The 21,909-nt window shown below is 70.1% G+C and carries 16 protein-coding genes; 6 read left to right on the top strand and 10 right to left on the bottom strand.

Annotation, left to right across the window (positions count from 1 at the left end; translation table 11 throughout):
* Nucleotides 1-17 precede the first annotated feature (17 nt).
* A complete protein-coding gene (locus GXW78_RS04430; protein ID WP_211866394.1) occupies nt 18-1,583 on the top strand; it encodes an ABC transporter substrate-binding protein in 1,566 nt (521 codons plus the stop codon).
* Between the two features lie 146 nt (nt 1,584-1,729).
* On the opposite strand, the gene GXW78_RS04425 is transcribed toward GXW78_RS04430, so the two are convergent.
* The 5 genes from GXW78_RS04425 to GXW78_RS04405 form a co-directional block, all read right to left on the bottom strand.
* Nucleotides 1,730-3,136 carry an NAD(P)(+) transhydrogenase (Re/Si-specific) subunit beta gene (locus tag GXW78_RS04425; protein WP_211866392.1) on the bottom strand — a complete coding sequence of 469 codons (1,407 nt, stop codon included), beginning with the start codon at nt 3,134-3,136 and terminating at the stop codon, nt 1,730-1,732.
* 4 nt (nt 3,137-3,140) lie between these two features.
* Nucleotides 3,141-3,536, bottom strand: a complete 396-nt coding sequence (locus tag GXW78_RS04420) for an NAD(P) transhydrogenase subunit alpha (protein ID WP_211866390.1) — start codon at nt 3,534-3,536, stop codon at nt 3,141-3,143.
* A gap of 13 nt (nt 3,537-3,549) precedes the next feature.
* Nucleotides 3,550-4,695, bottom strand: coding sequence for a Re/Si-specific NAD(P)(+) transhydrogenase subunit alpha (locus GXW78_RS04415; protein ID WP_211866388.1), 1,146 nt, complete (start codon nt 4,693-4,695; stop codon nt 3,550-3,552).
* A 115-nt stretch (nt 4,696-4,810) separates the two neighbouring features.
* A complete protein-coding gene (locus GXW78_RS04410; RefSeq protein WP_211866386.1) occupies nt 4,811-6,172 on the bottom strand; it encodes an ABC1 kinase family protein in 1,362 nt (453 codons plus the stop codon).
* Nucleotides 6,165-7,988, bottom strand: a complete 1,824-nt coding sequence (locus GXW78_RS04405; RefSeq protein WP_211866661.1) for a M3 family oligoendopeptidase — start codon at nt 7,986-7,988, stop codon at nt 6,165-6,167. Before GXW78_RS04405 ends, GXW78_RS04410 begins: the two co-directional genes overlap by 8 nt.
* Nucleotides 7,989-8,455: 467 nt before the next feature.
* Between GXW78_RS04405 and GXW78_RS04400 the strand changes: the two genes are divergently transcribed.
* Nucleotides 8,456-10,180: an AMP-dependent synthetase/ligase gene (locus GXW78_RS04400; RefSeq protein ID WP_211866384.1), complete on the top strand. Its 1,725-nt coding sequence runs from the start codon at nt 8,456-8,458 to the stop codon at nt 10,178-10,180.
* Between the two features lie 113 nt (nt 10,181-10,293).
* Nucleotides 10,294-11,679: a CoA transferase gene (locus GXW78_RS04395; protein WP_211866382.1), complete on the top strand. Its 1,386-nt coding sequence runs from the start codon at nt 10,294-10,296 to the stop codon at nt 11,677-11,679.
* Nucleotides 11,680-11,755: 76 nt separating this feature from the next.
* On the opposite strand, the gene GXW78_RS04390 is transcribed toward GXW78_RS04395, so the two are convergent.
* The 4 genes from GXW78_RS04390 to hutI form a co-directional block, all read right to left on the bottom strand.
* Nucleotides 11,756-12,109 (bottom strand): DOPA 4,5-dioxygenase family protein, encoded by a 354-nt coding sequence (locus tag GXW78_RS04390; protein WP_211866380.1) that lies wholly within the window; start codon nt 12,107-12,109, stop codon nt 11,756-11,758.
* A gap of 3 nt (nt 12,110-12,112) precedes the next feature.
* The gene (gene hutU, locus GXW78_RS04385) at nt 12,113-13,789 is read right to left on the bottom strand and encodes a urocanate hydratase (protein WP_211866378.1); all 1,677 of its coding nucleotides are present in this window, start codon (nt 13,787-13,789) and stop codon (nt 12,113-12,115) included.
* A 414-nt stretch (nt 13,790-14,203) separates the two neighbouring features.
* A complete protein-coding gene (hutH, locus tag GXW78_RS04380) occupies nt 14,204-15,709 on the bottom strand; it encodes a histidine ammonia-lyase (protein ID WP_211866376.1) in 1,506 nt (501 codons plus the stop codon).
* A complete protein-coding gene (gene hutI / locus GXW78_RS04375) occupies nt 15,706-16,917 on the bottom strand; it encodes an imidazolonepropionase (RefSeq protein ID WP_408904165.1) in 1,212 nt (403 codons plus the stop codon). The genes hutH and hutI overlap by 4 nt, the downstream gene beginning before the upstream one ends.
* An 85-nt stretch (nt 16,918-17,002) precedes the next feature.
* Between hutI and GXW78_RS04370 the strand changes: the two genes are divergently transcribed.
* The 3 genes from GXW78_RS04370 to clcA are packed head-to-tail and all read left to right on the top strand — an operon-like array spanning nt 17,003 to nt 20,488.
* Entirely contained in the window at nt 17,003-18,352 is a 1,350-nt protein-coding gene (locus GXW78_RS04370; RefSeq protein ID WP_211866373.1) for a formimidoylglutamate deiminase, read from the top strand.
* On the top strand, nt 18,349-19,083 hold the full coding sequence (locus GXW78_RS04365; protein WP_211866372.1) for a UTRA domain-containing protein: 735 nt from the start codon (nt 18,349-18,351) through the stop codon (nt 19,081-19,083). Before GXW78_RS04370 ends, GXW78_RS04365 begins: the two co-directional genes overlap by 4 nt.
* Nucleotides 19,084-19,138: 55 nt before the next feature.
* The gene (clcA, locus tag GXW78_RS04360; protein WP_211866371.1) at nt 19,139-20,488 is read left to right on the top strand and encodes a H(+)/Cl(-) exchange transporter ClcA; all 1,350 of its coding nucleotides are present in this window, start codon (nt 19,139-19,141) and stop codon (nt 20,486-20,488) included.
* 8 nt (nt 20,489-20,496) lie between these two features.
* On the opposite strand, the gene GXW78_RS04355 is transcribed toward clcA, so the two are convergent.
* Nucleotides 20,497-21,909, bottom strand: coding sequence for an FAD/NAD(P)-binding protein (locus tag GXW78_RS04355; RefSeq protein ID WP_211866370.1), 1,413 nt, complete (start codon nt 21,907-21,909; stop codon nt 20,497-20,499).

Below are 21,909 nucleotides of genomic sequence, written 5' to 3'. Positions count from 1 at the left end.
CGGACAGGAACGCCCCCATGCGCCGCACCAGCCTCGCCTTCCTCCTCGCCTCCTCGGTCGCGCTGCCCGCGGCGGCCCAGAACCTGACGATGGGCGCGGGCGCGCCCGCCACCTCGCTCGACCCGCATTTCTTCAACGCGGCGCCGAACAGCTCGGTAGCGGCGCACATCTTCTCCCGCCTGGTGGAGCGCGACGCGCAGGTGCGTCCGCAGCCGGGCCTTGCTGAATCCTGGCGGCCGATCTCGGAGACCGTCTGGGAATTCAAGCTGCGTCCCGGCGTGAAATGGCATGATGGCCGCGATTTCACCGCCGACGACGTCGTCTTCACCTTCGAACGCGCGCCGAATGTCCCCAACAGCCCCGGCGGCTTCGGCGGCTTCCTTCGCATGGTGAGCCGCGTCGAGGTTGTGGACCCGCTGACGCTGCGCATCCACACCCGCGCGCCGCATCCGCTGCTGCCGGTCGATCTGTCCTACGTCTTCATCATCTCCCGCCACGCCGGCCAGGGCGCGTCGACCGAGGACTACAACAGCGGCCGCGCGGCCATCGGCACCGGCCCCTATCGCCTGCGCAGCAATACGCCGGGCGAGCGCGTCGATTTCGAGCGCAATGATGCCTATTATGGCGGGCGCGAGCCCTGGGCCCGCGCGACCTATCGCGTCATCGCCAATGATTCCGCCCGCACCGCCGCGCTGATCGCGGGCGACGTGGATTTGATCGACCAGGTGCCGTCCTCGGACCTCGAGCGCCTGCGCCGCGAGACCCGCGTCGCCCTGCACCAGATCCAGGGGCTGCGGATGATCTACCTGCAGGCCGATTTCACCCGCACCGCCAACGTGCCGGGCGTGACGGACAATGCCGGGCAGCCGTTGCCGGCGAACCCGTTCCTCGATGTCCGCGTGCGGCGTGCGCTGTCGATCGGCGTCAACCGCGAGGCGCTGGCGGAGCGGGTGATGGAAGGCACCGCCGCCCCATCCGGCCAATGGCTGCCGCCGGGCGTCTATTCCTACAACCCCGACGTCCCGCCGCCGGCCTTCGACCCGGATGGCGCCCGCCGGCTGCTGGCCGAGGCGGGCTACCCGCAGGGCTTCCGCGTCGTGCTGACCACCCCCAACGACCGCTACCCCAACGATGCGCGCACCGCCCAGGCCGTCGCGCAGATGTGGACGCGCATCGGTGTGCGGACGGAAATTCAGGCCCTGCCCTGGACCTCCTTCTCCGCGCGCGCGGCCCGCCAGGAATTCGGCATCCGCCTCGCCGGCTGGGGCTCCTCGACCGGCGAGGCCTCCTACGCCGCCATCAACATCATTGGCACCTACAACCGCGAGCAGCGGCGCGGGGCGTCGAATTCCGGCCGCTATTCCAACCCGGCGATGGACGCGCTGGTGGACCGCGCGACGGCGACGCTGGACGACGAGGCGCGCGAGCGCGTGCTGCATGAGGTGATCAAGATGGCGATGGACGACCAGGCGGTCGTGCCGCTGTTCCACCTGATCAACACCTGGGCGACGCGCCGCGGCGTGGCCTATGAGGCGCGGATGGACGAGAGCACGCGGGCGATGGCGGCGCGGGCGGCGCAGTAAGGGCGGGGGAGGAGAACCTCCCCCGCACCCCCACCCTTTTTCTGTCTGTCACCAGGGCGAACCCGGCGCGGCAGAAGCGCCCATCCTTCCAAACGACAGCGGCCGGGACGATGCCCGGCCGCCACCAGTCCCGAAAGGCGCAACCACTACCGCTGCAACGCCTGCACGATCTCCTGCGTCACCTTCTTCGCGTCCCCGAACAGCATCATCGTGTTCGGCCGGAAGAACAGCTCGTTCTCCACCCCGGCATACCCGCTCGCCATGCCGCGCTTGATGAAGAACACGGTCTTGGCGCGTTCCACATCCAGGATCGGCATGCCGTAGATCGCGGACGACTTGTCCGTCTTCGCCGCCGGGTTGGTCACGTCATTCGCGCCGATCACGAAGGCGACGTCGGCATCCGCAAACTCGGGGTTGATCTCCTCGAGCTCGAACACCTCGTCATACGGCACGTTGGCTTCCGCCAGCAGCACGTTCATGTGCCCGGGCATGCGGCCGGCGACCGGGTGGATCGCGTATTTGATCTCCACCCCTTCCTTCTTCAGCAAATCGGCCATCTCGCGCAGCACCTGCTGCGCCTGCGCCACCGCCATGCCGTAGCCAGGCACGACGATGATCTTCTGCGCATTCTTCATCATGTAGGCCGCGTCTTCCGGGCTGCCCGCCTTCACCGGCGGCCGGTCCGCGTCGCCGCCGCCACCGGCCGCGGCACCACCTTCCGATCCGAACCCGCCCAGCAGCACGTTGATGATGCTGCGGTTCATGCCCTTGCACATGATGTAGGACAGGATCGCACCCGAGGCACCGACCAGTGCACCCGTGATGATAAGCAGCAAATTGCCGATGGTGAAGCCGATGCCCGCCGCCGCCCAGCCGGAATAGCTGTTCAGCATCGACACCACGACCGGCATGTCCGCCCCTCCGATCGGGATGATCAGCAGGAAGCCGAGCGCGAAGGACAGCAGCGCGATCAGCCAGAACAGCACGCCCGACCCGGTCGCGACGAAGGCGATGATCAGGATGACCAGCAGGATGCCGAGCGCGAGGTTCAGCCAATGCTGCCCCGCGAAGGTGATCGGCGCGCCCGACATCTTTCCCGCGAGCTTCGCGAAGGCGATGACGGAACCCGAGAAGGTAATCGCGCCGATCGCGACGCCAAGCGACATCTCGATCAGCGACTGCGCATGGATGTGCTCATGCGTCCCGATGCCGAAGGACATCGGCGCGTAGAACGCACCGGCGGCCACGAACACCGCCGCCATGCCGACCAGCGAGTGGAAGGCCGCGACCAGCTGCGGCAGCGCCGTCATCTGGATGCGCTGCGCGACGATGGTGCCGATCGTGCCGCCGATCGCGAGACCCGCAATCACCAGCGCGATGCCGCCGAAGCCCATGCCCTTGCTGAACATCGTCGCCAGGATGGCGATGCCCATCCCGACCATGCCGAACATGTTGCCCCGGCGGCTGGTTTCGGGGTGCGACAGCCCCCGCAGCGCCAGGATGAACAGGACGGAGGAAACGAGATAGGCGAGCGTGGAGAGCGTCTGACCCATGGCCTCAGCTCCCCTTCTTCTTGAACATGGCGAGCATCCGCCGCGTCACCATGAAGCCGCCGAAGATGTTCACCGCGGCGAGCGTGACGGCCAGGAAGCCGAAGATCCGCGCGATCGTGGTGTCAGCCGTCCCGGCCGCGAGGATCGCGCCGACCACGATCACCGAGGAGATCGCGTTGGTCACGCCCATCAGCGGCGAATGCAGCGCCGGCGTGACGTTCCACACCACGTGGTAGCCGACGAAGCAGGCCAGCAGGAAGATCGTCAGCAGATAGAGGAAGGGCTCGGCCGCCGCGGCAACCGGCGCGGCGTATTCGGCCGCGCGCCGCGCCGCCTCGGCAAGGTCCAGCGCCCGCAGCGCGGTCGCCTGCGCCTGGTTGGCGAGTTCCGTCGCGTTCATCGTCCCTGCCCCCTTACGCCTTCATCGAGGGATGCACGACGGCGCCCCCGCGGGTGAGTGTCACGCCCTTCACGATGTCATCCTCCTCGGGCAGCTTCGGCGCCTTGGCGTCCTTGTCCCAGAAGGTGGTCAGGAAGGTCAGCAGGTTGCGCGCATACAGCGCCGAAGCCGCCGCCGGCAGCCGACCCGCCCAGTTGGTGTAGCCGAGGATCTTCACGCCGTTGTCCGTGACGACCAGTTCGCCGGGCTTCGTCATGGCGCAATTCCCGCCGGCATCGGACGCGATGTCCACGATCACCGAGCCCGGCTTCATCGACGCGACCATCGCCGCCGTCACCAGCGTCGGTGCCTTGCGCCCCTGCACCAACGCCGTGCAGACGACGACATCCTGCTTGGCGATATGCGCGGCGACCACTTCGGCCTGCTTCGCGTAGAACTCGGCCGAAAGCTGCTTCGCGTAGCCGCCGGCCGTCTGCGCCGCCTTGCTCTCCTCGTCCTCGTAGCCGACGAAGCTCGCGCCGAGGGACTTGATCTCCTCCTTCGCCGCCGGCCGCACGTCGGTCGCGGAAACCCGCCCGCCGAGCCGCCTTGCCGTCGCGATCGCCTGGAGCCCGGCGACACCGGCCCCCATGATGAAGGCATTGGCGGCAGGTACCGTGCCGGCCGCCGTCATCATCATCGGGAAGCCCTTGTCATAGGCCGTCGCCCCCTCGATCACCGCGCGATACCCGGCGAGGTTCGCCTGGGAGGACAATACGTCCATCGACTGCGCGCGTGTGATGCGCGGCGCGAGTTCCATGGAGCAGGCCTCGATGCCGCGTTCGGCATAGGCACCGGCCAGCGCCGCATCGGCTCCGAGCGTGCCGATCAGCAGCGCCCCGCGCGGGATCAGCGCCAGCTCGTCCACCGCGCCCTCATCCGCGCCAAGCGGCGCCCGCACCTTCAGGACGATCTCAGCGCCGGACAGCGCCGCGGCAGCGTCGGCGGCGACCGTCGCCCCCGCCTCGGCATAGGCCGCATCCGGGAATCCGGAGGCCACGCCCGCGCCGGACTCGATCGCCACATCCAGCCCCAGGCCGACGTATTTCTTGACCGTCTCGGGCGTCGCCGCGACCCGGGTCTCCCCGTTTCGCCGTTCCGTCAGAACCGCAAGTTTCATGCGGGAGCCCTCCCTGCGCCGAAATACGTGGCATCGCACCTACAGGGGGCGCGGCAGGGTGTCCAGCGCGCGCCGATGACGGCCGGGCGCGCTTAACAAAGCTCAGCGCGGCCGGTCAGCCGGTCGGTACCTGCGCCTCGGCCAGCGCCGCCGCCTGCCGTTCTGCGAGCTTCGCCTCGTCGAACCCCTCGATCAGCTCGTGGAACAGGTCGTGCCAGTTCTGCTGCGCGCCGAGCCTGACGAAGACCGACCCCAGCCCGATCGCCGCGCGATCCATCAGCGGGAATTCGCGCGGCACGCGCACGCCGCCGGTGCGCTTGAGGCCAGCATGGACCTCCTCCGCCACCTTGCGGCCGAACATCGGGTCGTCGGAGGGCTGGATCGGCCGCACCCGGTCGTCCAGCAGCGGCTCGTAGAGGAAGCGCGCCCACATGTTGAGCACTTCCATCGTCTCGCGCTTCAGGTTCTTGAAGCCCCAGATATCGTAAGCCGCGGCCGCCTTGTCGAAATCATCGTCGCGGATCGCCTCGTACAGCATGATCACGCCGCCGATGAAGCTCGGCGGGAACACCCGCACCACGCCGAAATCGAGCAGGTTGATGCCCCAGTCATCCGGCCCCGACCCGCGCACCTGGTAATTGCCCAGATGCGGGTCGCCATGGATCACGCCGTACCGGTACAGCGGCACGTACCAGGCGCGGAACAGCGCGCGGGCATAGGCGTTGCGCTCTTCCTCCGGCGGCTTCTCGTCGATCCGCGCCTGGATGGCGCGGCCATCCAGCCAAGTCATGGTCAGCAGCCGGCGGGTGCAGCGATCCTCAATCGGCACCGGCACCTGAACGCTGGACTCATCCTTCAGCATCAGCCCGTACAGGCGCTGCTGCGATGCCTCCCGCCGGTAGTCCAGCTCCTCGCGCAGCCGCTCGGACAGTTCCGCGTAGGCGTCCTCATTCTCCAGCGTCGGGTCCATGCGGCGGTACAGCGCCATGGCGATCTTCAACTGGCGAAGATCCGCCTCCACGACCGACGCCATGTCCGGGTATTGCAGCTTGCACGCGACGCGCGTGCCGTCATGCAGCACCGCGCGATGGACCTGCCCGAGCGACGCCGCCGCCGCCGCCTCGCGCTCGAAACTCGCGAACTTGGTCTCCCAATCGGGTCCAAGCTCGCTCGCCATCCGCCGCCGCACGAAGGGCCAGCCCATCGGCGGCGCATTGGCCTGCAGCGTGGCCAATTCCTTCGCGTATTCCGGCGGCAAGGCATCCGGCACGGTGGACAGGAACTGCGCCACCTTCATCATCGGGCCCTTCAGCCCGCCGAGGATGGCCTTCAGATCCTCCGCATGCGCGGCCTTGTCGCCCTTCATGCCGAGGAAGCGCTGCCCGGCATAGCGCGCCGCGATCCCCCCGACCGCCCCGGAGGTGCGCAGCATCCGCCGCGCCTCTCCGAAGATCGTGCTGCCCTCGCGGTCAGGCATCCGTCTTCTCGAGTTCGTCGATGAAGCCGGAGATGACGTCGAGCCCCTTCATCCAGAAGGCCGGGTCCGCCGCGTTCAGCCCGAAGGGCGCCAGCAATTCCTTGTGCCGCTTGGTGCCCCCGGCGCGCAGCATGTCCAGGTATTTCGCCTGGAAGCCCTTCACCCCACCATCGCGATAGACGCCATACAGCGCATTCACCAGGCAATCCCCGAAGGCATAGGCATAGACGTAGAAGGGCGAGTGGATGAAGTGCGGGATGTAGGACCAGTACACGCCATAATCCGGCGTGAACTCGAAGGCCGGCCCCAGGCTCTCCACCTGCACCTGCATCCACAGTTCCGCGATCCGGTCGGAGGAGATCTCCCCCTTCCGCCGCTCGTCATGCAGCAGTGTCTCGAACCGGTAGAAGGCGATCTGCCGAACAACGGTGTTCAGCATGTCCTCGACCTTGCCGGCGAGCATGGCGCGCCGCCGCTTCGGGTCCGTCTCCGCATCCAGCACAGCGCGGAAGGTCAGCATCTCCCCGAACACGCTCGCCGTCTCCGCGAGCGTCAGGGGCGTGGACGACAACAGGTATCCCTGCGCCCCGGCCAGGATCTGGTGCACGCCATGCCCCAGCTCATGCGCCAGCGTCATCACGTCCCGCGGCTTGCCGTGATAGTTCAGCAGCAGATAGGGATGCGCCGAGGGCACCGTCGGATGCGCGAAAGCGCCTGACGCCTTGCCCGGCCGCAGCGCCGCATCGATCCACGGCTTGTCGAAGAACCGCTTCCCGACCGCCGCGAGGTCGGGGCTGAACGCCCCGTAAGACGTCAGCACCCGCTCGACCGCTTCCGGCCAGGGCACCAGCCGGTCGTCCTCATCCGGCAGCGGCGCGTTGCGGTCCCAGTGCTGCAGCTTCTCCAGCCCGAGCCACTTCGCCTTCATTTGGTAGTAGCGGTGCGACAGCCGCGGATAGGATTGTCGGACGGCGGTGACGAGCGCGTCCACCACCTCGTCCTCGACCATGTTGGACCGGTTTCGATAGGACCCGGGGCGCGGATAGTGGCGCCACTTGTCCTCGATCTCCTTGTCCTTCGCGAGGGTGTTGGTGATCAGGGTGAACAGCCGCACCCGCTCACCGAACGCCGCGGAAACCCCCTTCGCCGAGGCCTCCCGCTTCGCCCGGTCGCGGTCCGACAGCCCGTTCAGCGCGGCGGACACGGTCATCTCCTCCCCGCCGACCGTCACCTTCATATTCGCGATGGTCTCGTCGAACAGCCGGTTCCAGGCGGCCGCACCCGCGACCTCCTTCTCATGCAGCAGCTTCTCGACCTCGTCGGAGAGCTGGTGCGGGCGGAACACACGCAGGTCGCGTAGCCAGGGCCGCCAATGTTCCAGCGCGGCAGAGCCCGCAACCTTCTGCTCGAGCACCGCCTCCTCCAGCCGGTTGATCTCCAGCGTGAAGAACAACAGGTGGGAGGAGATGGTCGTCACCCTCTCCTGCGTCGTGCCGTAAAAGCGGCCATTCTCCGGGTTCTGCGCATCGCCGGCGAACAGCAACCCGGCAAAGGACGTCACACGGCCGAGCCGCTCCCACAGCGCCTCATACTCCCCGATCGCCTGCGCCAGCGCATCGCCGGGCAGCGTCGCCAATCGCCCGGCCAGCCGGCCTTCGAAGGCGCGGGCATCCGCCTCCGCACGGTCGAGATCCGCGGCGAGCGCCGGATCGTCCGGCCCCCCATAGAGATCGGAAAGGTCCCAGACCGGCAGCGCGGCATCGCCGGCAGCGGCATCGAGGGGGGCGAAGGCAGGGGTGGGCAGCAGGGTGCGCATGATCACGGTCCCATATAGGTCCATCTGCGGGGCCGCAGAAGGATGCGGACGGATGCCTTTGTCGTGGCCGTGGGACATCGGGGTCGCAAACATCGGGCGAACCGGGCCCGGCCGGGATCGAAGGAGGGCTCCGCCCTCCTCCGAGCCTCCTCCCGCCAGGTGGCTGGGCCACCTGGACCGCAATCTGCTGGCGCCCGGCGCGTCGGTCGCCCGCCCCCTCGAAACCCGCTTCGGGCGGGCAGGCGGGTTCCGGATAGGCGCACGGTGCCGAATGGAGGGTCGCGGCGGTCCTTTGCGGCGCGAGGCACCTCTTCCAGATCGGAGGGGAAAAGCCTCCCTGTCGTCCGGGAGCGGAACACCGGAATAGCGCCGGCAAGCAACACCCGCCCCGCAGAGCAATCCACGGCACCGCTGTTATAAGCAGGCCGAAGCCGCACCGAATCGCCGCCGCCGAGGAACACCGCCCCATGCCCTATTCCGCCGGAGACTGGCCCACGCTGCCCGCCATGATGCTGGCCCGCGCCGCGCAATGGGCCGACCGGCCGCTGTTCCGGCATTGGCGCCACGGCGGCTGGCAAAGCCTCCGCTGGGGCGATTTCGCGCTGGAGGTCGCCGCCGTCGCCGCCTTCCTCCGCGCCCGCGGTATCAACCCGGGCGACCGCGTCCTGCTGGTCAGCGAGAACCGCCCGGAATTCCCCATCGCCGACACCGCCATCATGGCGATCGGCGCCATCACCGTCCCCACCTACACGACCAACCTCGCCACCGATCACGCTCACATCCTGCGGGATTCCGGCGCCCGCGCCGCCGTCGTCTCGACCCGCAAGCTGGCCGAGAAGGTGCTTGAAGGCGCGGCACTGGCGAACGGCCTCGACCTGCTGATCTGCACAGAGGATCCACCCGCCGCCCCCGGCCTCGAGACCCATCGCTGGCAGGAGGCGCTGGCGACGCCTGGCGACGTCGCTGCCCTGGCTGCCGAGGCGGCGATCGCCCCGGCCGACAGCCTGGCATGCCTGATCTACACCTCCGGCACCGGCGGGCTTCCCAAGGGCGTGATGCTTCCCCACCGTGCCCTGCTGGCGAACCGCGCCGGGGTTCTGCCACTGGCGAAGCGGCTGGAGCTGGACGGCAAGTGCTACCTGTCCTTCCTGCCGCTCTCACATTCCTATGAGCACACCGTCGGCGGCTTCCTGCTCCCCTCCGTCGGCCTGGAAGTGGTCTATTCGCGCGGCGCCGACCGGCTGAGCCACGAACTCGCTGAGATCAAGCCAGCCGTCATCACTGCCGTGCCCCGCCTGTTCGAGGTGCTGCGCGGCCGCATCCTCGGCGGTCTCGAGAAGGAGACCCCGTTCAAGCGCAAGCTGTTCGACAAGGCCGTCGAACTCGGCCTGCGCAGGATGGACGGCCCGCCCCTCGGCATCTTCGAGCGGCTTCAGGACCTGGTCCTCGACAAACTCGTCCGCGACAAGACCCGCGCCCGCTTCGGCGGACAGCTCCAGGCCATGGTATCGGGCGGCGCGCGGCTCGATCCGGACCTGTCCGGCTTCTTCATCGCGCTCGGCCTGCCGGTCATCCAGGGCTACGGCCAGACCGAGGCCGGCCCGGTCATCAGCGTCAATCTGCCCTGGGCCAATCGCCGCCACACCGTCGGCCCGCCGCTGAAGGGCGTCGAATGCCGCATCGCCGAGGATGGCGAGTTGCTGGTCCGCGGCGACCTTGTCATGACCGGCTACTGGAACAACCCCGAAGCCACCGCCGCCGCCCTGCAAACCCCGCCCGGCGAGGACCGCCCCTGGCTGCACACGGGCGATGTCGGCGTGATCGAGGACGGCAACCTCCGCATCACCGACCGCAAGAAGGACTTCATCAAGACCCTCGGCGGCGACATGGTCAGCCCCGCCAAGGTCGAAAGCCTGCTGATGGCGGAACCTGAGATTCACCAGGCGATCGTCGCCGGCGAGGGCAAGCCGGCGCTGGTGGCGTTGGTCGTCCCGGCCGACGGCATGGCGGACAGGGTCGCCGAGGCCATCCGGCGCGTGAACGGCAAGCTCGCCACCATCGAACGAATCCGCCACTTCACCCCGACTGAACCCTTCACCATCGAGAACGGCCTGCTGACCCCGACGATGAAGGTGAAGCGGCGAGCCGTGATAGAGGCGCGGCAGGGGGAGGTGGAGGGGTTGTATCGCTAAGGGCGCAGCCGGGAGCGCGGCGCCCCTCCCTATGCACGCCCCCGAGGCTGAAGCCGGTGCGGCAGGGCTAGACGGTATCTGGACGGCGGCTCCCGCCGGCGCGACGCTGTGCGATGCCTAACATCCCTGCCGCAACTCTGGCTGACCTTCTCGCCCTCGCCGGCCTCCCGCCCGCCGAGGCGACGCTAACCGGCGCCGACCCGATCCAGCCTTCGACCTTTGCGGTCGGCACCGCGGCGGTCGCGTCGATCGCTGCCTCCGCCATTGCGGCGGCGGCCATCCACGAGGCGCGCGGCGGCCCGGCGCAAACCGTCTCGGCCGACATGGCCCACGCGCTCGCCGAGTTTCATTCCGAGCGCCACATGCACGTCCCCGGCTTCGACGCCCATGAATGGGATGCCATCGCCGGCCTGTATCGCTGCGGCGACGGACGCTGGATCAGGCTGCACACCAACCACGACCATCACCGCAACGCCGTGCTGGCCGTGCTGGGCTGCCCGTGTGATCGAGATGCCGTGGCTGGCGCTCTCGCCGGTTGGCAGGCCGAAGCCGCCGAGACCGCGATCTACGATGCCGGCGGCGTCGCCACGATGACGCGCAGCCTGGCCGAATGGGCCGCCCATCCGCAGGGCGAGGCGATCGCCACCCTGCCGGCGCTGGTCATCGAACGCATCGGCGACGCGCCGCCGACGCCGCTGCCCCCGCTCGGCGCGCGCCCGCTCGACGGTATCCGCGTGCTGGACCTCACGAAGGTCATCGCCGGCCCCGTCGCGGGGCGGACGCTCGCCGCGCATGGCGCGGAGGTTCTGCACATCGCCGCCGCCCACCTGCAGCCGCTGCCGGCGCTGTCGATGGATACCGGCCGCGGCAAGCGCACTGCCTTCCTCGACCTGCGCCACGCAACACAGCGCGCGACGATGCGGGACCTCGTCGGCAGCGCCGACATCTTCCTCCAGGGCTACCGGCCCGGCGCCATCGCCGGCCACGGCTTCGCGCCGGAGGCCCTTGCGGCCATGAAGCCCGGCATCGTCTGCGTCTCGCTCTCCGCCTGGGGCCATGTCGGTCCGTGGTCCGGCCGCCGCGGCTTCGACTCCCTCGTGCAGAACGCCAACGGCATCAACGACGCGGAGCAGCAGGCCGGCGGCGAGGCGAAGCCGCGACCCCTGCCCTGCCAGGCGCTCGACCACGCCTCAGGGTATCTCCTTGCCCTCGGTGCCATGGCCGCGCTGCTGCGCCGGTCCCAGGAAGGCGGGTCGTGGCTGGTGCGCGTCGCCCTCGCCGGCACCGGCGAGTGGCTGAAACGCCTCGGCCGGGTCGAGGGTGGCCTCGCCGCCCCGGGCATCGGCGACGTCGCGCGCTTCCAGGAGCAGACCGACAGCGGCTTCGGCCCGATGACCGCCCTGCGCCACACCGCGCAGCTTTCCGCGACGCCCGCGCATTGGGCGCTGCCCTCCATGCCGCTCGGCAGCCACAAGCCGGCCTGGGCGGGATCACCGTAGCCACCGGCGCAGCGGGCATTGATGGGGTCGGCGAGGCACGGGGCCCGCGCCGTCAAGGCACGATTGCCGACGGCGTTCAGGCTCGCTCCGGCAGCATCGCGGTCTTCAGCGGCAGCACCGCACCGAGCCACAGCGCGTGACGCTCATGATCCGCGCGCGGATGACCGGTATCGGGATGCACCAGCACCGTCAGCCCCTCCCTGTTCAGCGCGATGAACGGCACCAGCGCCGGGAACAGCGCCGGCGGGAAGGCCACTTGGTACATCGCGCCCGGATGCGGCCCGACCGGCACGTCATGCCAGCGCCCCAGCATCGCATCCGGAAACGCCGCACCGATGCCGTCCCGCAACCGCTGCGCCGCGTCGCGTGAGCCCTCCTCATAGTACACATGGGCATGCCAGCCCGTGATGCTGTCGGGTGCGGCAAACATCGATCAGACTCCAATCCCAAGCGCCGGCAGTTTCATCCCCATCCGCCTCGCATGCTCGATGGCGATGTCATACCCCGCATCCGCATGCCGCATCACGCCGGTGCCGGGATCGTTCCACAGCACCCGCGCCAACCGCTTCGCCGCCGCCTCGGTGCCGTCCGCCACGATCACCACGCCGGCATGCTGCGAGAACCCGATCCCCACGCCACCGCCATGATGCAGCGACACCCAGGTCGCCCCGGATGCCGTGTTCAGCAGCGCATTCAACAGCGGCCAGTCCGACACCGCATCCGATCCATCCTTCATCGCCTCCGTCTCCCGGTTCGGCGAGGCGACCGACCCTGAATCGAGGTGATCCCGACCGATGACGATCGGCGCCTTCAGCTCGCCCTTCGCCACCATCTCGTTAAACGCCAGGCCGAGCCGATGCCGATCCCCCAGCCCCACCCAGCAGATCCTCGCCGGCAGCCCCTGATACGCAATCCGCCTGCCCGCCATGTCGAGCCAATTGTGCAGATGCGCGTCATCCGGCAGCAGCTCCCGCACCTTCGCATCCGTCTTCGCGATATCCTCCGGGTCGCCGGACAGCGCGGCCCAGCGGAACGGGCCCACGCCGCGGCAGAACAGCGGCCGGATATAGGCCGGCACGAAGCCCGGGAAATCGAAGGCGTCAGCGACCCCCATCTCCTTCGCCATCTGTCGGATGTTGTTGCCGTAATCGAGCACCGGAATGCCGAGCCGATGGAACCCGAGCATCGCCTCGACATGCGTCGCCATCGACTTCTTCGCGGCCAGCGTCGTGCCCGCCGGATCGCGCTCCCGCCGCTCCTCCCACTCCGCGATGGTCCATCCCGCCGGCAGGTACCCGTTCAGCGGATCATGCGCGCTGGTCTGGTCCGTCACCGCATCCGGCCGGATGCCGCGGCGCAGGATCTCCGGAAACACCTCCGCCGCATTGCCCAGCAGCCCGACCGAAACGGCGCGCCCCTCTAGCTTCGCCGCCTCGACCATCGCCAGCGCCTCATCGAGCGTCGCCGCCTGCGCATCGAGGTACCGCGTCCGCAACCGCATCTCGATCCGCGACGCCTGGCATTCCACCGCGATCATCGAGGCCCCGGCCATCGTCGCCGCCAGCGGCTGTGCCCCACCCATCCCGCCGAGCCCGCCCGTCAGGATCCACCGCGCCTTGAGACTGCCGCCATAGTGCTGCCGCCCGACCTCGGCGAAGGTCTCGTACGTCCCCTGCACGATCCCCTGGCTGCCGATGTAGATCCAGGACCCCGCCGTCATCTGGCCGTACATCATCAGCCCGCGGCGATCGAGCTCGTTGAACTTCTCCCAGGTCGCCCAATGCGGCACGAGATTCGAATTCGCGATCAGCACCCGCGGCGCATCCGCCGTGGTGCGGAAGATGCCCACCGGCTTGCCCGACTGCACCAGCAGCGTGTCCTCCGGATCGAGCGCCTTCAACGACGCCACGATCCGGTCGAACGACTCCCAATCCCGCGCCGCCCTCCCGATGCCGCCATAGACGACAAGCTCATCCGGCTTCTCGGCAACCTCCGGATCGAGATTGTTCATCAACATCCGCATCGCCGCCTCGGCACCCCAGGACCGACAGACAGGCGTGCCACCGCGAGGCGCAGTGACGATGCGGGAGTTGGCGATGCGGGGTGTCATGGCGGTGGTCCTTCGCTGTTCAGGACAGGACCGAGGAGGGGCGTCGCCCCTCCCCGGACCCCACCCCACCAAAGGCCGAAAGGCCTTTGGAAACCTTGACTTGGTGCTGGGCGGTCATCGTGTTCCGCGTCCATGCAGGTCGCATGCAGGATCGTTCGGGCGCCGCGCACAAGGCACGCCGCGTCGCCGCAGCAACGCCGTCGGGCACGGTGCCAAGTGAAGATCGTGGATGGTATCGTGACCGTTGGCACGAAGACGGACCCAGCCCCCGCGTCGTTCTCCAGCACGGATCGCCATCAGGCCGCCGGATCGAACCGCCGCGCCCAGCGCCAAATCGAGGTTTCCAAAGGCCCTTCGGCCTTTGGCGGGGAGAGGCTTGGAGAGGGGCGGCGCCCCTCTCCAACACGCCCGTCGTCACCGCGCCACCCCCGGCAGTTCCAGCGCTCCGACCAGCCCACCGCCGCGAACCAGCTCCGTCGCCGCCGCGATATCCGGCGCCAGGAACCGATCCGACACCAGCGGCGCGATATGCGCCCGCACTGTGGCGTGCACGACTTCCAGCGGTGGCGACGACGTCAACGGCCTCCGATGCTCCAGCGCCTCGGCCGCCGCCAGCGCCTCGATCCCGATGATCGACGCAGCATTCGCCGCCATGTCGAGCAGCCGATACGCCGCATGCGTCGCCATCGACACGTGGTCTTCCTGGTTCGCGGAGGTCGGCAGCGAATCAACGCTCGCCGGCATCGCCCGCTGCTTGTTTTCGGACGCCAGCGCAGCGGCCGTCACCTGCGCGATCATCAGCCCCGAATTCAGCCCGGCATCGCGCGCGAGGAAGGCGGGCAGCCCGCTCATCACCGGATCGACCAACAACGCGATGCGACGCTCCGAAAGACTGCCGATCTCCGCCAGCGCAATCGCGATCTGGTCGGCCGCGAACGCCACCGGCTCCGCATGGAAATTGCCGCCGGAGACGATGCTGCCATCGTCCAGCACCAGCGGGTTGTCGGTCACCGCATTCGCCTCGACCTCCAGCGTGCGGGCCACGAAGCGCAGCATGTCCAGCACCGCACCCATCACCTGCGGCTGGCAGCGCAGCGAGTACGGGTCCTGCACGCGATCGTCGCCATTCCGATGGCTCTCGCGGATGGCGCTTCCTGCGAGCAGCCCCCGCAGCGCGTCCGCGACCTCCGCCTGCCCGGCATGACCGCGCAGCGCGTGGATGCGCGGATCGAAGGGTGTGTCGGACCCGCGCAGCGCATCCACGGTTATCGCGCCCGCGACCAGCGCGGCCTGGAACACGCGCTCCGCCGCGAACAGCCCCGCCAGCGCGATCGCCGTCGAGACCTGCGTGCCGTTGATCAACCCGAGTCCTTCCTTCGGCCCCAGCACGACCGGCGCCAACCCTGCCGCGCGCAACGCGTCCTGCGCCGGCACGCCCGGCAGCACGTCCCCTTCGCCGATCATCGCCGCCGTCAGATGCGCAAGCGGCGCCAGGTCGCCCGACGCGCCCACCGATCCCTTCGCCGGGATCACCGGCAGCACGCCTTCCGCGCGCATGGCCTCGATCAGCGCGATCACCTCCCACCGCACGCCGGAGGCGCCGCGCGCGAGGCTCGCCGCCTTCATCGCCATGATCAGCCGAACGATAGACGGGGGCAGCGGCGCACCGACGCCGCAGGCATGCGACAGGATCAGGTTCCGCTGCAGCGTTTCGAGGTCGCCATCCCCGATCCGCACAGAAGCCAGCTTTCCGAAGCCGGTGTTGACGCCATAGACGGTCTCGCCCGCCTCGATCACGCGCGTCACCGCCGCCGCGCCACGATCCACCGCCGCGCGCGCCGCGGGATCGAGCGGCATCGCCGCCCCGGACAGGATATCCTGCCACGCGGCGAGCGACACGTCACCCGGCATCAGCATCATGCCCGCACCCCCTGATGAAATCGCGCGAAGAGCGGCGACGGCCCGATCTGCGCGACGAGTTGGGACAGCGTCTCGACCGACCACACGGCAAGGTCCGCATCCTTCCCGGCCTCGACGCTGCCGATGCGGTCGGCGCGCCCGAGCGCATGCGCCGCCTCGATGGTGATGCCGCGCAGCACCTCCTCCACCGTCATGCGGAACAGCACGCAGGCCAGCGTTCCGCAGACACGCAGCGATGCGATGGGCGACGATCCCGGATTGAGGTCCGTCGCCACCGCCATGCGCGTACCCGCCGCGCGGAAGGCATCGACCGGCGGATGCCGCTCCTCCTTCAGCATCAGCGTCGCGCCCGGCAGCAGCACCGCGACCGTGCCGGCGCGCACCATCGCGGCCGCGCCCTCGGCATTGGTGTATTCGAGATGATCCGCCGACAGCGCCCGATGCGCCGCCGCCAGCGCCGCGCCGCCGCCATCGCTCAACTGGTCGGCATGCGACTTCACGCGCAGCCCGGCCGTGCCCGCGGCGGCGAAGACGCGCGCGCATTCCTCGGCGCTGAAGGCGATCCCCTCCTGAAAGACATCCACCGCATCGGCGAGACCTTCCGCCGCGATGCGCGGGATCATCCGCTCGCACACCAGGTCGAGATACGCCGCGCGATCACCGCCCGGCGGCACCGCATGCGCCCCGAGATACGTCGCTGCGACCGACACCGCCCGCCGCGCCGCAAGCTGCCGCGCCACGCGAAGCTGCCGCAGCTCCGTCGCCTCATCGAGCCCATAGCCCGACTTGATCTCGACGGTCGTCACGCCTTCCGCCAGCAGCGCGTCGAGCCGCATCAAGGACGCCGCGATCAGCGCATCCTCATCCGCCGCGCGCGTTGCCCGCACCGTCGCCGCGATCCCGCCGCCCGACCGCGCGATGTCGGCATAGGATTCACCGGCCAACCGCCGCGCGAACTCATCCGCACGATTGCCGGCGAAGACCAGATGCGTGTGGCAATCGACTAGCCCTGGCGTGATCCACCGCCCCGCGCAATCGAAGCGCTCGGCGGCATCGACCGGCGGCGCCTCGCCCCGCGCCCCGGCCCAGGCGATCCGCCCATCCGCCACCGCGACGACGGCATCCTCGACCACGCCCAGGCCCGCGCGGCCCGCCATGGTCGCAAGCCGCGCCCCGGTGAACAGCAGATCGGCCTTGAGGGCTGCCACGTGCCGGTTCTCCCGCATTCGGCGCTGGCCTCAGCCACTCGGCGCCGATAATGTATATACATTATCCTGCTCCGGAGCCCCGCCGATGCGCAAGCTCGTTTTTTCGGAAGCCCTGCTGCCCGACGGCTGGCGCCGCGACGTGCGCATCGAGATCCAGGCGGATGGCCGCATCGCGAGCGTCACGCCCGACGCCGAACCCGGCCGCCTGGTCGCCCTTCCCGGCCTGCCCAACCTCCATTCCCACGCCTTCCAGCGCGGCATGGCCGGCCTGACGGAGCATGCCGGCGACAGCGAGGATTCCTTCTGGACCTGGCGCGAGTTGATGTACCGCTTCCTCGCCCATCTCACCCCGGACGATGTCGAGGCGATCGCCACCCTCGCCTATGCCGAGATGCTGGAGGCCGGCTTCACCCGGGTCGGCGAGTTCCACTACCTGCACCACGCGCCGGACGGCTCGCGCTACGCCGACCATGCCGAGATGGCCGCCCGCATCGCCGCCGCGGCGGCAACCACCGGCATCAACCTCACCCTCCTGCCCTGCTTCTATGCGCATGGCGAAATCGGCGGCGCGCCACCCGTTCCCGGTCAGCGCCGCTTCCTCAACGACCTCGACAGCTTCGCCGCGCTGGCCGAGGGCAGCCGCCGCGCCATCGCCGCCCTGCCGGGCGCGACCTTCGGCCTCGCCCCGCATTCGCTGCGCGCCGCGACGATCGAGGAAATCCGCGCCGTCCGCGCCATGGCACACCGGGACGAACCCCTGCACATCCACGCCGCCGAGCAGGTGAAGGAAGTCGAGGCCGCGCAGCGCATCCTCGGCCAGCCGCCGATCGCGGCCCTGCTCGATGCCGGCCTGGTCGACGCCCGCACCTGCTTGATCCACGCGACCCATGGCACCGCGGCCGAACTCGCCCGCGTAGCTGACGCTCGCGCCGTCATCGGCCTCTGCCCCGTCACCGAGAGCAACCTCGGCGACGGCACCTTCCCCGCGATTTCCTATCGCGCAGCGAGCGGCCGCTTCGGCGTCGGCACGGATTCCAACGTGCTGATCTCCGCGCCCGCTGAACTCCGCACGCTGGAGTATTCCCAGCGCCTCGCCCATCGCACGCGCAACGCCCTCGCCCCGCGTGGCGGCTCCACCGCGGTCGCACTTTGGCAGGCCGCGCTGACAGGCGGTGCTCAGGCCCTCGCCGCCGCGCCCGCCGGCATTGCACCCGGCGCTTTCGCTGATCTCGTCCTGCTCGACCCCGCCGCCCCCGCCCTCGCGGCACGCCACGGCGACCGTATCCTCGACAGCCTCGTCTTCGCCGCCCGCGACGGCGCCATCAGCGAGGTCTGGGTCCGCGGCGCCCGCGTGGTCGAAGCCGGCGCCCATCCCGCCCGCGCCGCCGCCGAACGCCGCGTCGCCGCCGTGCTCACCCGCATCCTCGCCGCATGACCGCGCTCACCCTCGACGGCGACGGCCCGCTGCACGCCCAGATCCGCCGCGCCCTGGGCAGCGCAATCCTCACAGGGCGTATTCCCCCCGGCGGCCGTATCCCGCCCGAGAACGAACTGATGGCGCTGTTCGGTGCCTCCCGTATGACGGTCCATCGCGCCGTCGCGGCGCTGGCCGCCGAGGGCCTCGTCCGCCGCAACCGCCGCGCCGGCACGGTCGCGAGCCCCGAAGCCCGCGGCCGCGCCGTCTTCGAGATCTGGGACATCGGCGCCGAGATCGCCGCCGCCGGCCAGCAGCACCGCTTCGACATCCTGTCCCGCACCATCCGCCCCGCAACGGGCGAGGAAATGGACCTCGCCGCGGGCACGCCGTTGCTCGACATCACGACGCGCCATCTCGCCGACGCGACGCCGATGCAGGTGGAGGAACGGCTGATCAACCTCGACGCCGCCCCGGACGCAGCGGCCGCGCCCTTCTCCACCACCCCGCCCGGCCGCTGGCTGCTCGATCACGTCCCCTGGACCGAGGCCGAGCATGCCATCCACGCCACTGCGGCACCGGCGCGCGTCGCGACGCTGCTTGGCATGACGCGCGGGGCGGCCGCGCTGGTGGTGGAACGCCGGACCTGGAACGGCGCCACGCCCGTCACCTTCGCGCGCCTTTGGCACGCCGGCGACCGACACCGCCTGGTGGGCCGATTCGCCGCCGGCGCATCGCCCGCCCGAGGTTGACCCCCGCAAAGCGCCCGACGCATGGTCGCCGCGGCACCGAGGCGTCGCGAGGCTGATGGACGAGGAACTTCTGGCCCAGGGCCAACCGGGCGATGCGCGGGGAGAGGCGCGCTACGCGGCGCTCACCATCCTAGCTGGCGCGCTCGCCGGCGTGATCGGCTCCTTCTTCCACCTCGCCATCAATCACCTGATGGTCTGGCCGCGTTGGCTGGAGCAGGTGGTCCAGGGCTGGCACCTGGTCGGCGCGGCGGCGCTGGTGACCATGCTGTGCACGCTGCTCGCCGTGTTCATCGTCCGCCGCTTCGCCCCCGAAGCCGGCGGCAGCGGCGTGCAGGAAATCGAAGGCGCGATGGAAGGCCTGCGCCCGGTGCGCTGGCGCCGCGTGCTGCCGGTGAAGTTCGTCGCCGGCGTGACCGCGATCTCCTCGGGCCTCGTGCTCGGCCGCGAAGGGCCGACGATCCATATCGGCGCCTCGGCAGCCGCGGCCGTGGCCGAGTTCTTCCGGGTCAGCGAGCTGGAGCGCCGCGGCCTGCTGGCCTCCGGCGCGGCGGCAGGCCTCGCCTGCGCCTTCAACGCACCGCTCGCCGCGGTGCTGTTCGTCGTCGAGGAAACCCACCGCGAATTTCCCTACACCTTCCGCACCTATCTCGGTGTCGTCTTCGCGGCGGTGACCTCCACGGTGGTCACGCAGGCAATAATCGGCACCGGCGCCGACCTGCCGCTACTGGTCGAGAGCGTACCGCTGAGTCTGCTGCCGGCCTTCCTGCTGCTCGGCGCAGTGCTGGGCGTGGCCGGCGTGGCGCTCAACGCCGCCATCCTCGGGGCCGTCGAGTTCAGCGCGCGCTGCCAGCGTCATGCCCCCTACCTGTATCCGGCGGTGATCGGGCTCGCCGTCGGCGCGCTGGTCATCCTGCTGCCGCAATCCGTGACAGGCGGCGACGGCGTCATCCTCCAGCTCGCCGCCGCCCATCCCGGGCTGTCGGCGCTGCTCCTGCTCGCCGGGATCCGCTTCCTCACCACCATCGGCAGCTATTCGAGCGGCGTGCCCGGCGGCATCTTCGCGCCGATGCTCACCCTCGCCGTCTGCATCGGCTTCGCCTTCGGGGAAGCCGCGCGGATGCTGCTGCCGGATGCCGGCATCGTGCCGCTCGCCTTCGCCATCGTGGCGATGGGCGGGCTGTTCTCCGCCTCGATCCGCGCGCCGATCGTCGGCGTCGCGCTGGCGCTGGAGCTCACCGGCTCCTACGCGCTGGTGGTGCCGCTGCTGATCACCTGCGGCGTCGCCGACCTCGCCGCGCAATGGGCCGGCGGCCGGCCGATCTACAGCCAGTTGCTGGAACGCACGCTGCGCCAGGCCGGCATCAGGCGGCCGGCAGCGTCGCCGGAGCCGACCGGGCTCGGTTGATAGGGCCGTCAGACCGCCGGCACCGCGAGCGGCGGGGACACCGCGACCACCGCCGCCAGGTGTTCCGCCAGTGCCTCGCACTGGCGCCGGATGTCCGGCACGGCGGTCATCTCCCAGAACGCCGCCTTGGTCACTGGCCCGACCGCGAAGATGCGCCGAGAGATCGCTCCATCCGCAGCCCGCACCGCGCAGGCGCCGGTGATGTCGAGGCCGAGGCGGAACGGGTCCGGCCGCGCATGGCCCGTGGCCAGCAGGTCGCGCACCAGCGGATCGCGGATGCGGTCATAGTCGCAGCCCGGACCCGCGCAGTTGACGATGCGCGCGACCGTCAGCGTCTCCTCCTGGCCATCCGCACGGCGGCGGAAGTCCACGGCGGCGCCGTCGCCTTCGTCGCGGATCTGCCGGATGCGCCCGACATGGATGCGGAACTGGCCCGATGCCAGCGCCGCCTCGATGCGCTCCGCGACCGGCACGGCCATGCGATGGCGGTGCACGTCCCACCAGGGGCGGAGGTGGCGCAGGAAGCGCGCCTTCTCGTCGTGCGCCATCGCCTGCCACAGCTCCTGCGTGAAGGGCCGCAGCGCATCCACGACCGCGTGCCACGACCCGCCCTGCGTGACGCGGCGGCGCGCCTGGTCGCGCACCAGCCGCGTCAGGGCGGACAGTGCGGTCGGCAGCGGCGGCACCTGGGATGGCAGAATCACGTCGGCCCGCCGTGCGTGGGAGCGCGGCAGCAGGCCCCGGCGCGACAGCGCATGGATCGGCCCGCGATGGCCGGCATCGAGCAGCGAGACGACGCCATCCACCGTGCTAAGCCCGGTGCCGATCAGCAGCACCGGCGCGTCGGCGTCGAGCTCTGAAAAAGTGTCGGGCGCCCAGGGGTCTGGCCGATACCAGGGGCGGTCGACGGCGCCCGGGTCGGCGCCCGGCGGCAGTTCCGGCGGGAAGTTGCCGACCGCGAGCACGGCGAGGCCCGCCGGCACCTCCCGCCCATCCGCCATCAGCAGCGCCAAGCTGCCGGGATGCTTGCGCAGCCCGACGACGTCGCCCTGCAGCAGCAGCAGGCGCTCGCCACGCCCGGGCGCCTGCCGCTCCACCTCCAGAAGGTGCCGGACATAATTCCCGAACAGACCGCGTGAAATGAAGGCGCCCGGTGCCGGGGCGGCGGTGCCGTCGGCGCCAGCCTGGCGTTGCAGCCAGGCCACGAAGTCATCCGGGCGGTCGCGGAAGGCGCTCATACGCCCGGCCGGGACGTTCAGCAGGTGGTTGGCGTTGCCCGTAGCATAGGCTTGGCCCCGGCCAAAGCCGCTGTTCCGCTCGATCAGCACGACACTGGTCGTCGGCGGGCACCGGCGCAGCAGATGGAGGGCAAGCAGGGTCCCGCTGAAGCCGGCCCCGATCACCGCAATGGTTTGCTGCAC

Origin of the sequence: Neoroseomonas terrae (assembly GCF_018129025.1) — a bacterium.
Lineage (GTDB): Bacteria > Pseudomonadota > Alphaproteobacteria > Acetobacterales > Acetobacteraceae > Neoroseomonas > Neoroseomonas terrae.
This window is presented reverse-complemented; position numbering and strand designations above follow the sequence as displayed.

Bases quoted from the DNA above. Each gene is read 5' to 3' on its own strand.
- GXW78_RS04430 (WP_211866394.1), top strand. From the start codon at position 18: ATGCGCCGCACCAGCCTCGCCTTCCTCCTCGCCTCCTCGGTCGCGCTG.
- GXW78_RS04425 (WP_211866392.1), bottom strand. From the start codon at position 3,136: ATGGGTCAGACGCTCTCCACGCTCGCCTATCTCGTTTCCTCCGTCCTG.
- GXW78_RS04420 (WP_211866390.1), bottom strand. From the start codon at position 3,536: ATGAACGCGACGGAACTCGCCAACCAGGCGCAGGCGACCGCGCTGCGG.
- GXW78_RS04415 (WP_211866388.1), bottom strand. From the start codon at position 4,695: ATGAAACTTGCGGTTCTGACGGAACGGCGAAACGGGGAGACCCGGGTC.
- GXW78_RS04410 (WP_211866386.1), bottom strand. From the start codon at position 6,172: ATGCCTGACCGCGAGGGCAGCACGATCTTCGGAGAGGCGCGGCGGATG.
- GXW78_RS04405 (WP_211866661.1), bottom strand. From the start codon at position 7,988: ATGCGCACCCTGCTGCCCACCCCTGCCTTCGCCCCCCTCGATGCCGCT.
- GXW78_RS04400 (WP_211866384.1), top strand. From the start codon at position 8,456: ATGCCCTATTCCGCCGGAGACTGGCCCACGCTGCCCGCCATGATGCTG.
- GXW78_RS04395 (WP_211866382.1), top strand. From the start codon at position 10,294: ATGCCTAACATCCCTGCCGCAACTCTGGCTGACCTTCTCGCCCTCGCC.
- GXW78_RS04390 (WP_211866380.1), bottom strand. From the start codon at position 12,109: ATGTTTGCCGCACCCGACAGCATCACGGGCTGGCATGCCCATGTGTAC.
- hutU (WP_211866378.1), bottom strand. From the start codon at position 13,789: ATGACACCCCGCATCGCCAACTCCCGCATCGTCACTGCGCCTCGCGGT.
- hutH (WP_211866376.1), bottom strand. From the start codon at position 15,709: ATGATGCTGATGCCGGGTGACGTGTCGCTCGCCGCGTGGCAGGATATC.
- GXW78_RS04370 (WP_211866373.1), top strand. From the start codon at position 17,003: ATGCGCAAGCTCGTTTTTTCGGAAGCCCTGCTGCCCGACGGCTGGCGC.
- GXW78_RS04365 (WP_211866372.1), top strand. From the start codon at position 18,349: ATGACCGCGCTCACCCTCGACGGCGACGGCCCGCTGCACGCCCAGATC.
- clcA (WP_211866371.1), top strand. From the start codon at position 19,139: ATGGACGAGGAACTTCTGGCCCAGGGCCAACCGGGCGATGCGCGGGGA.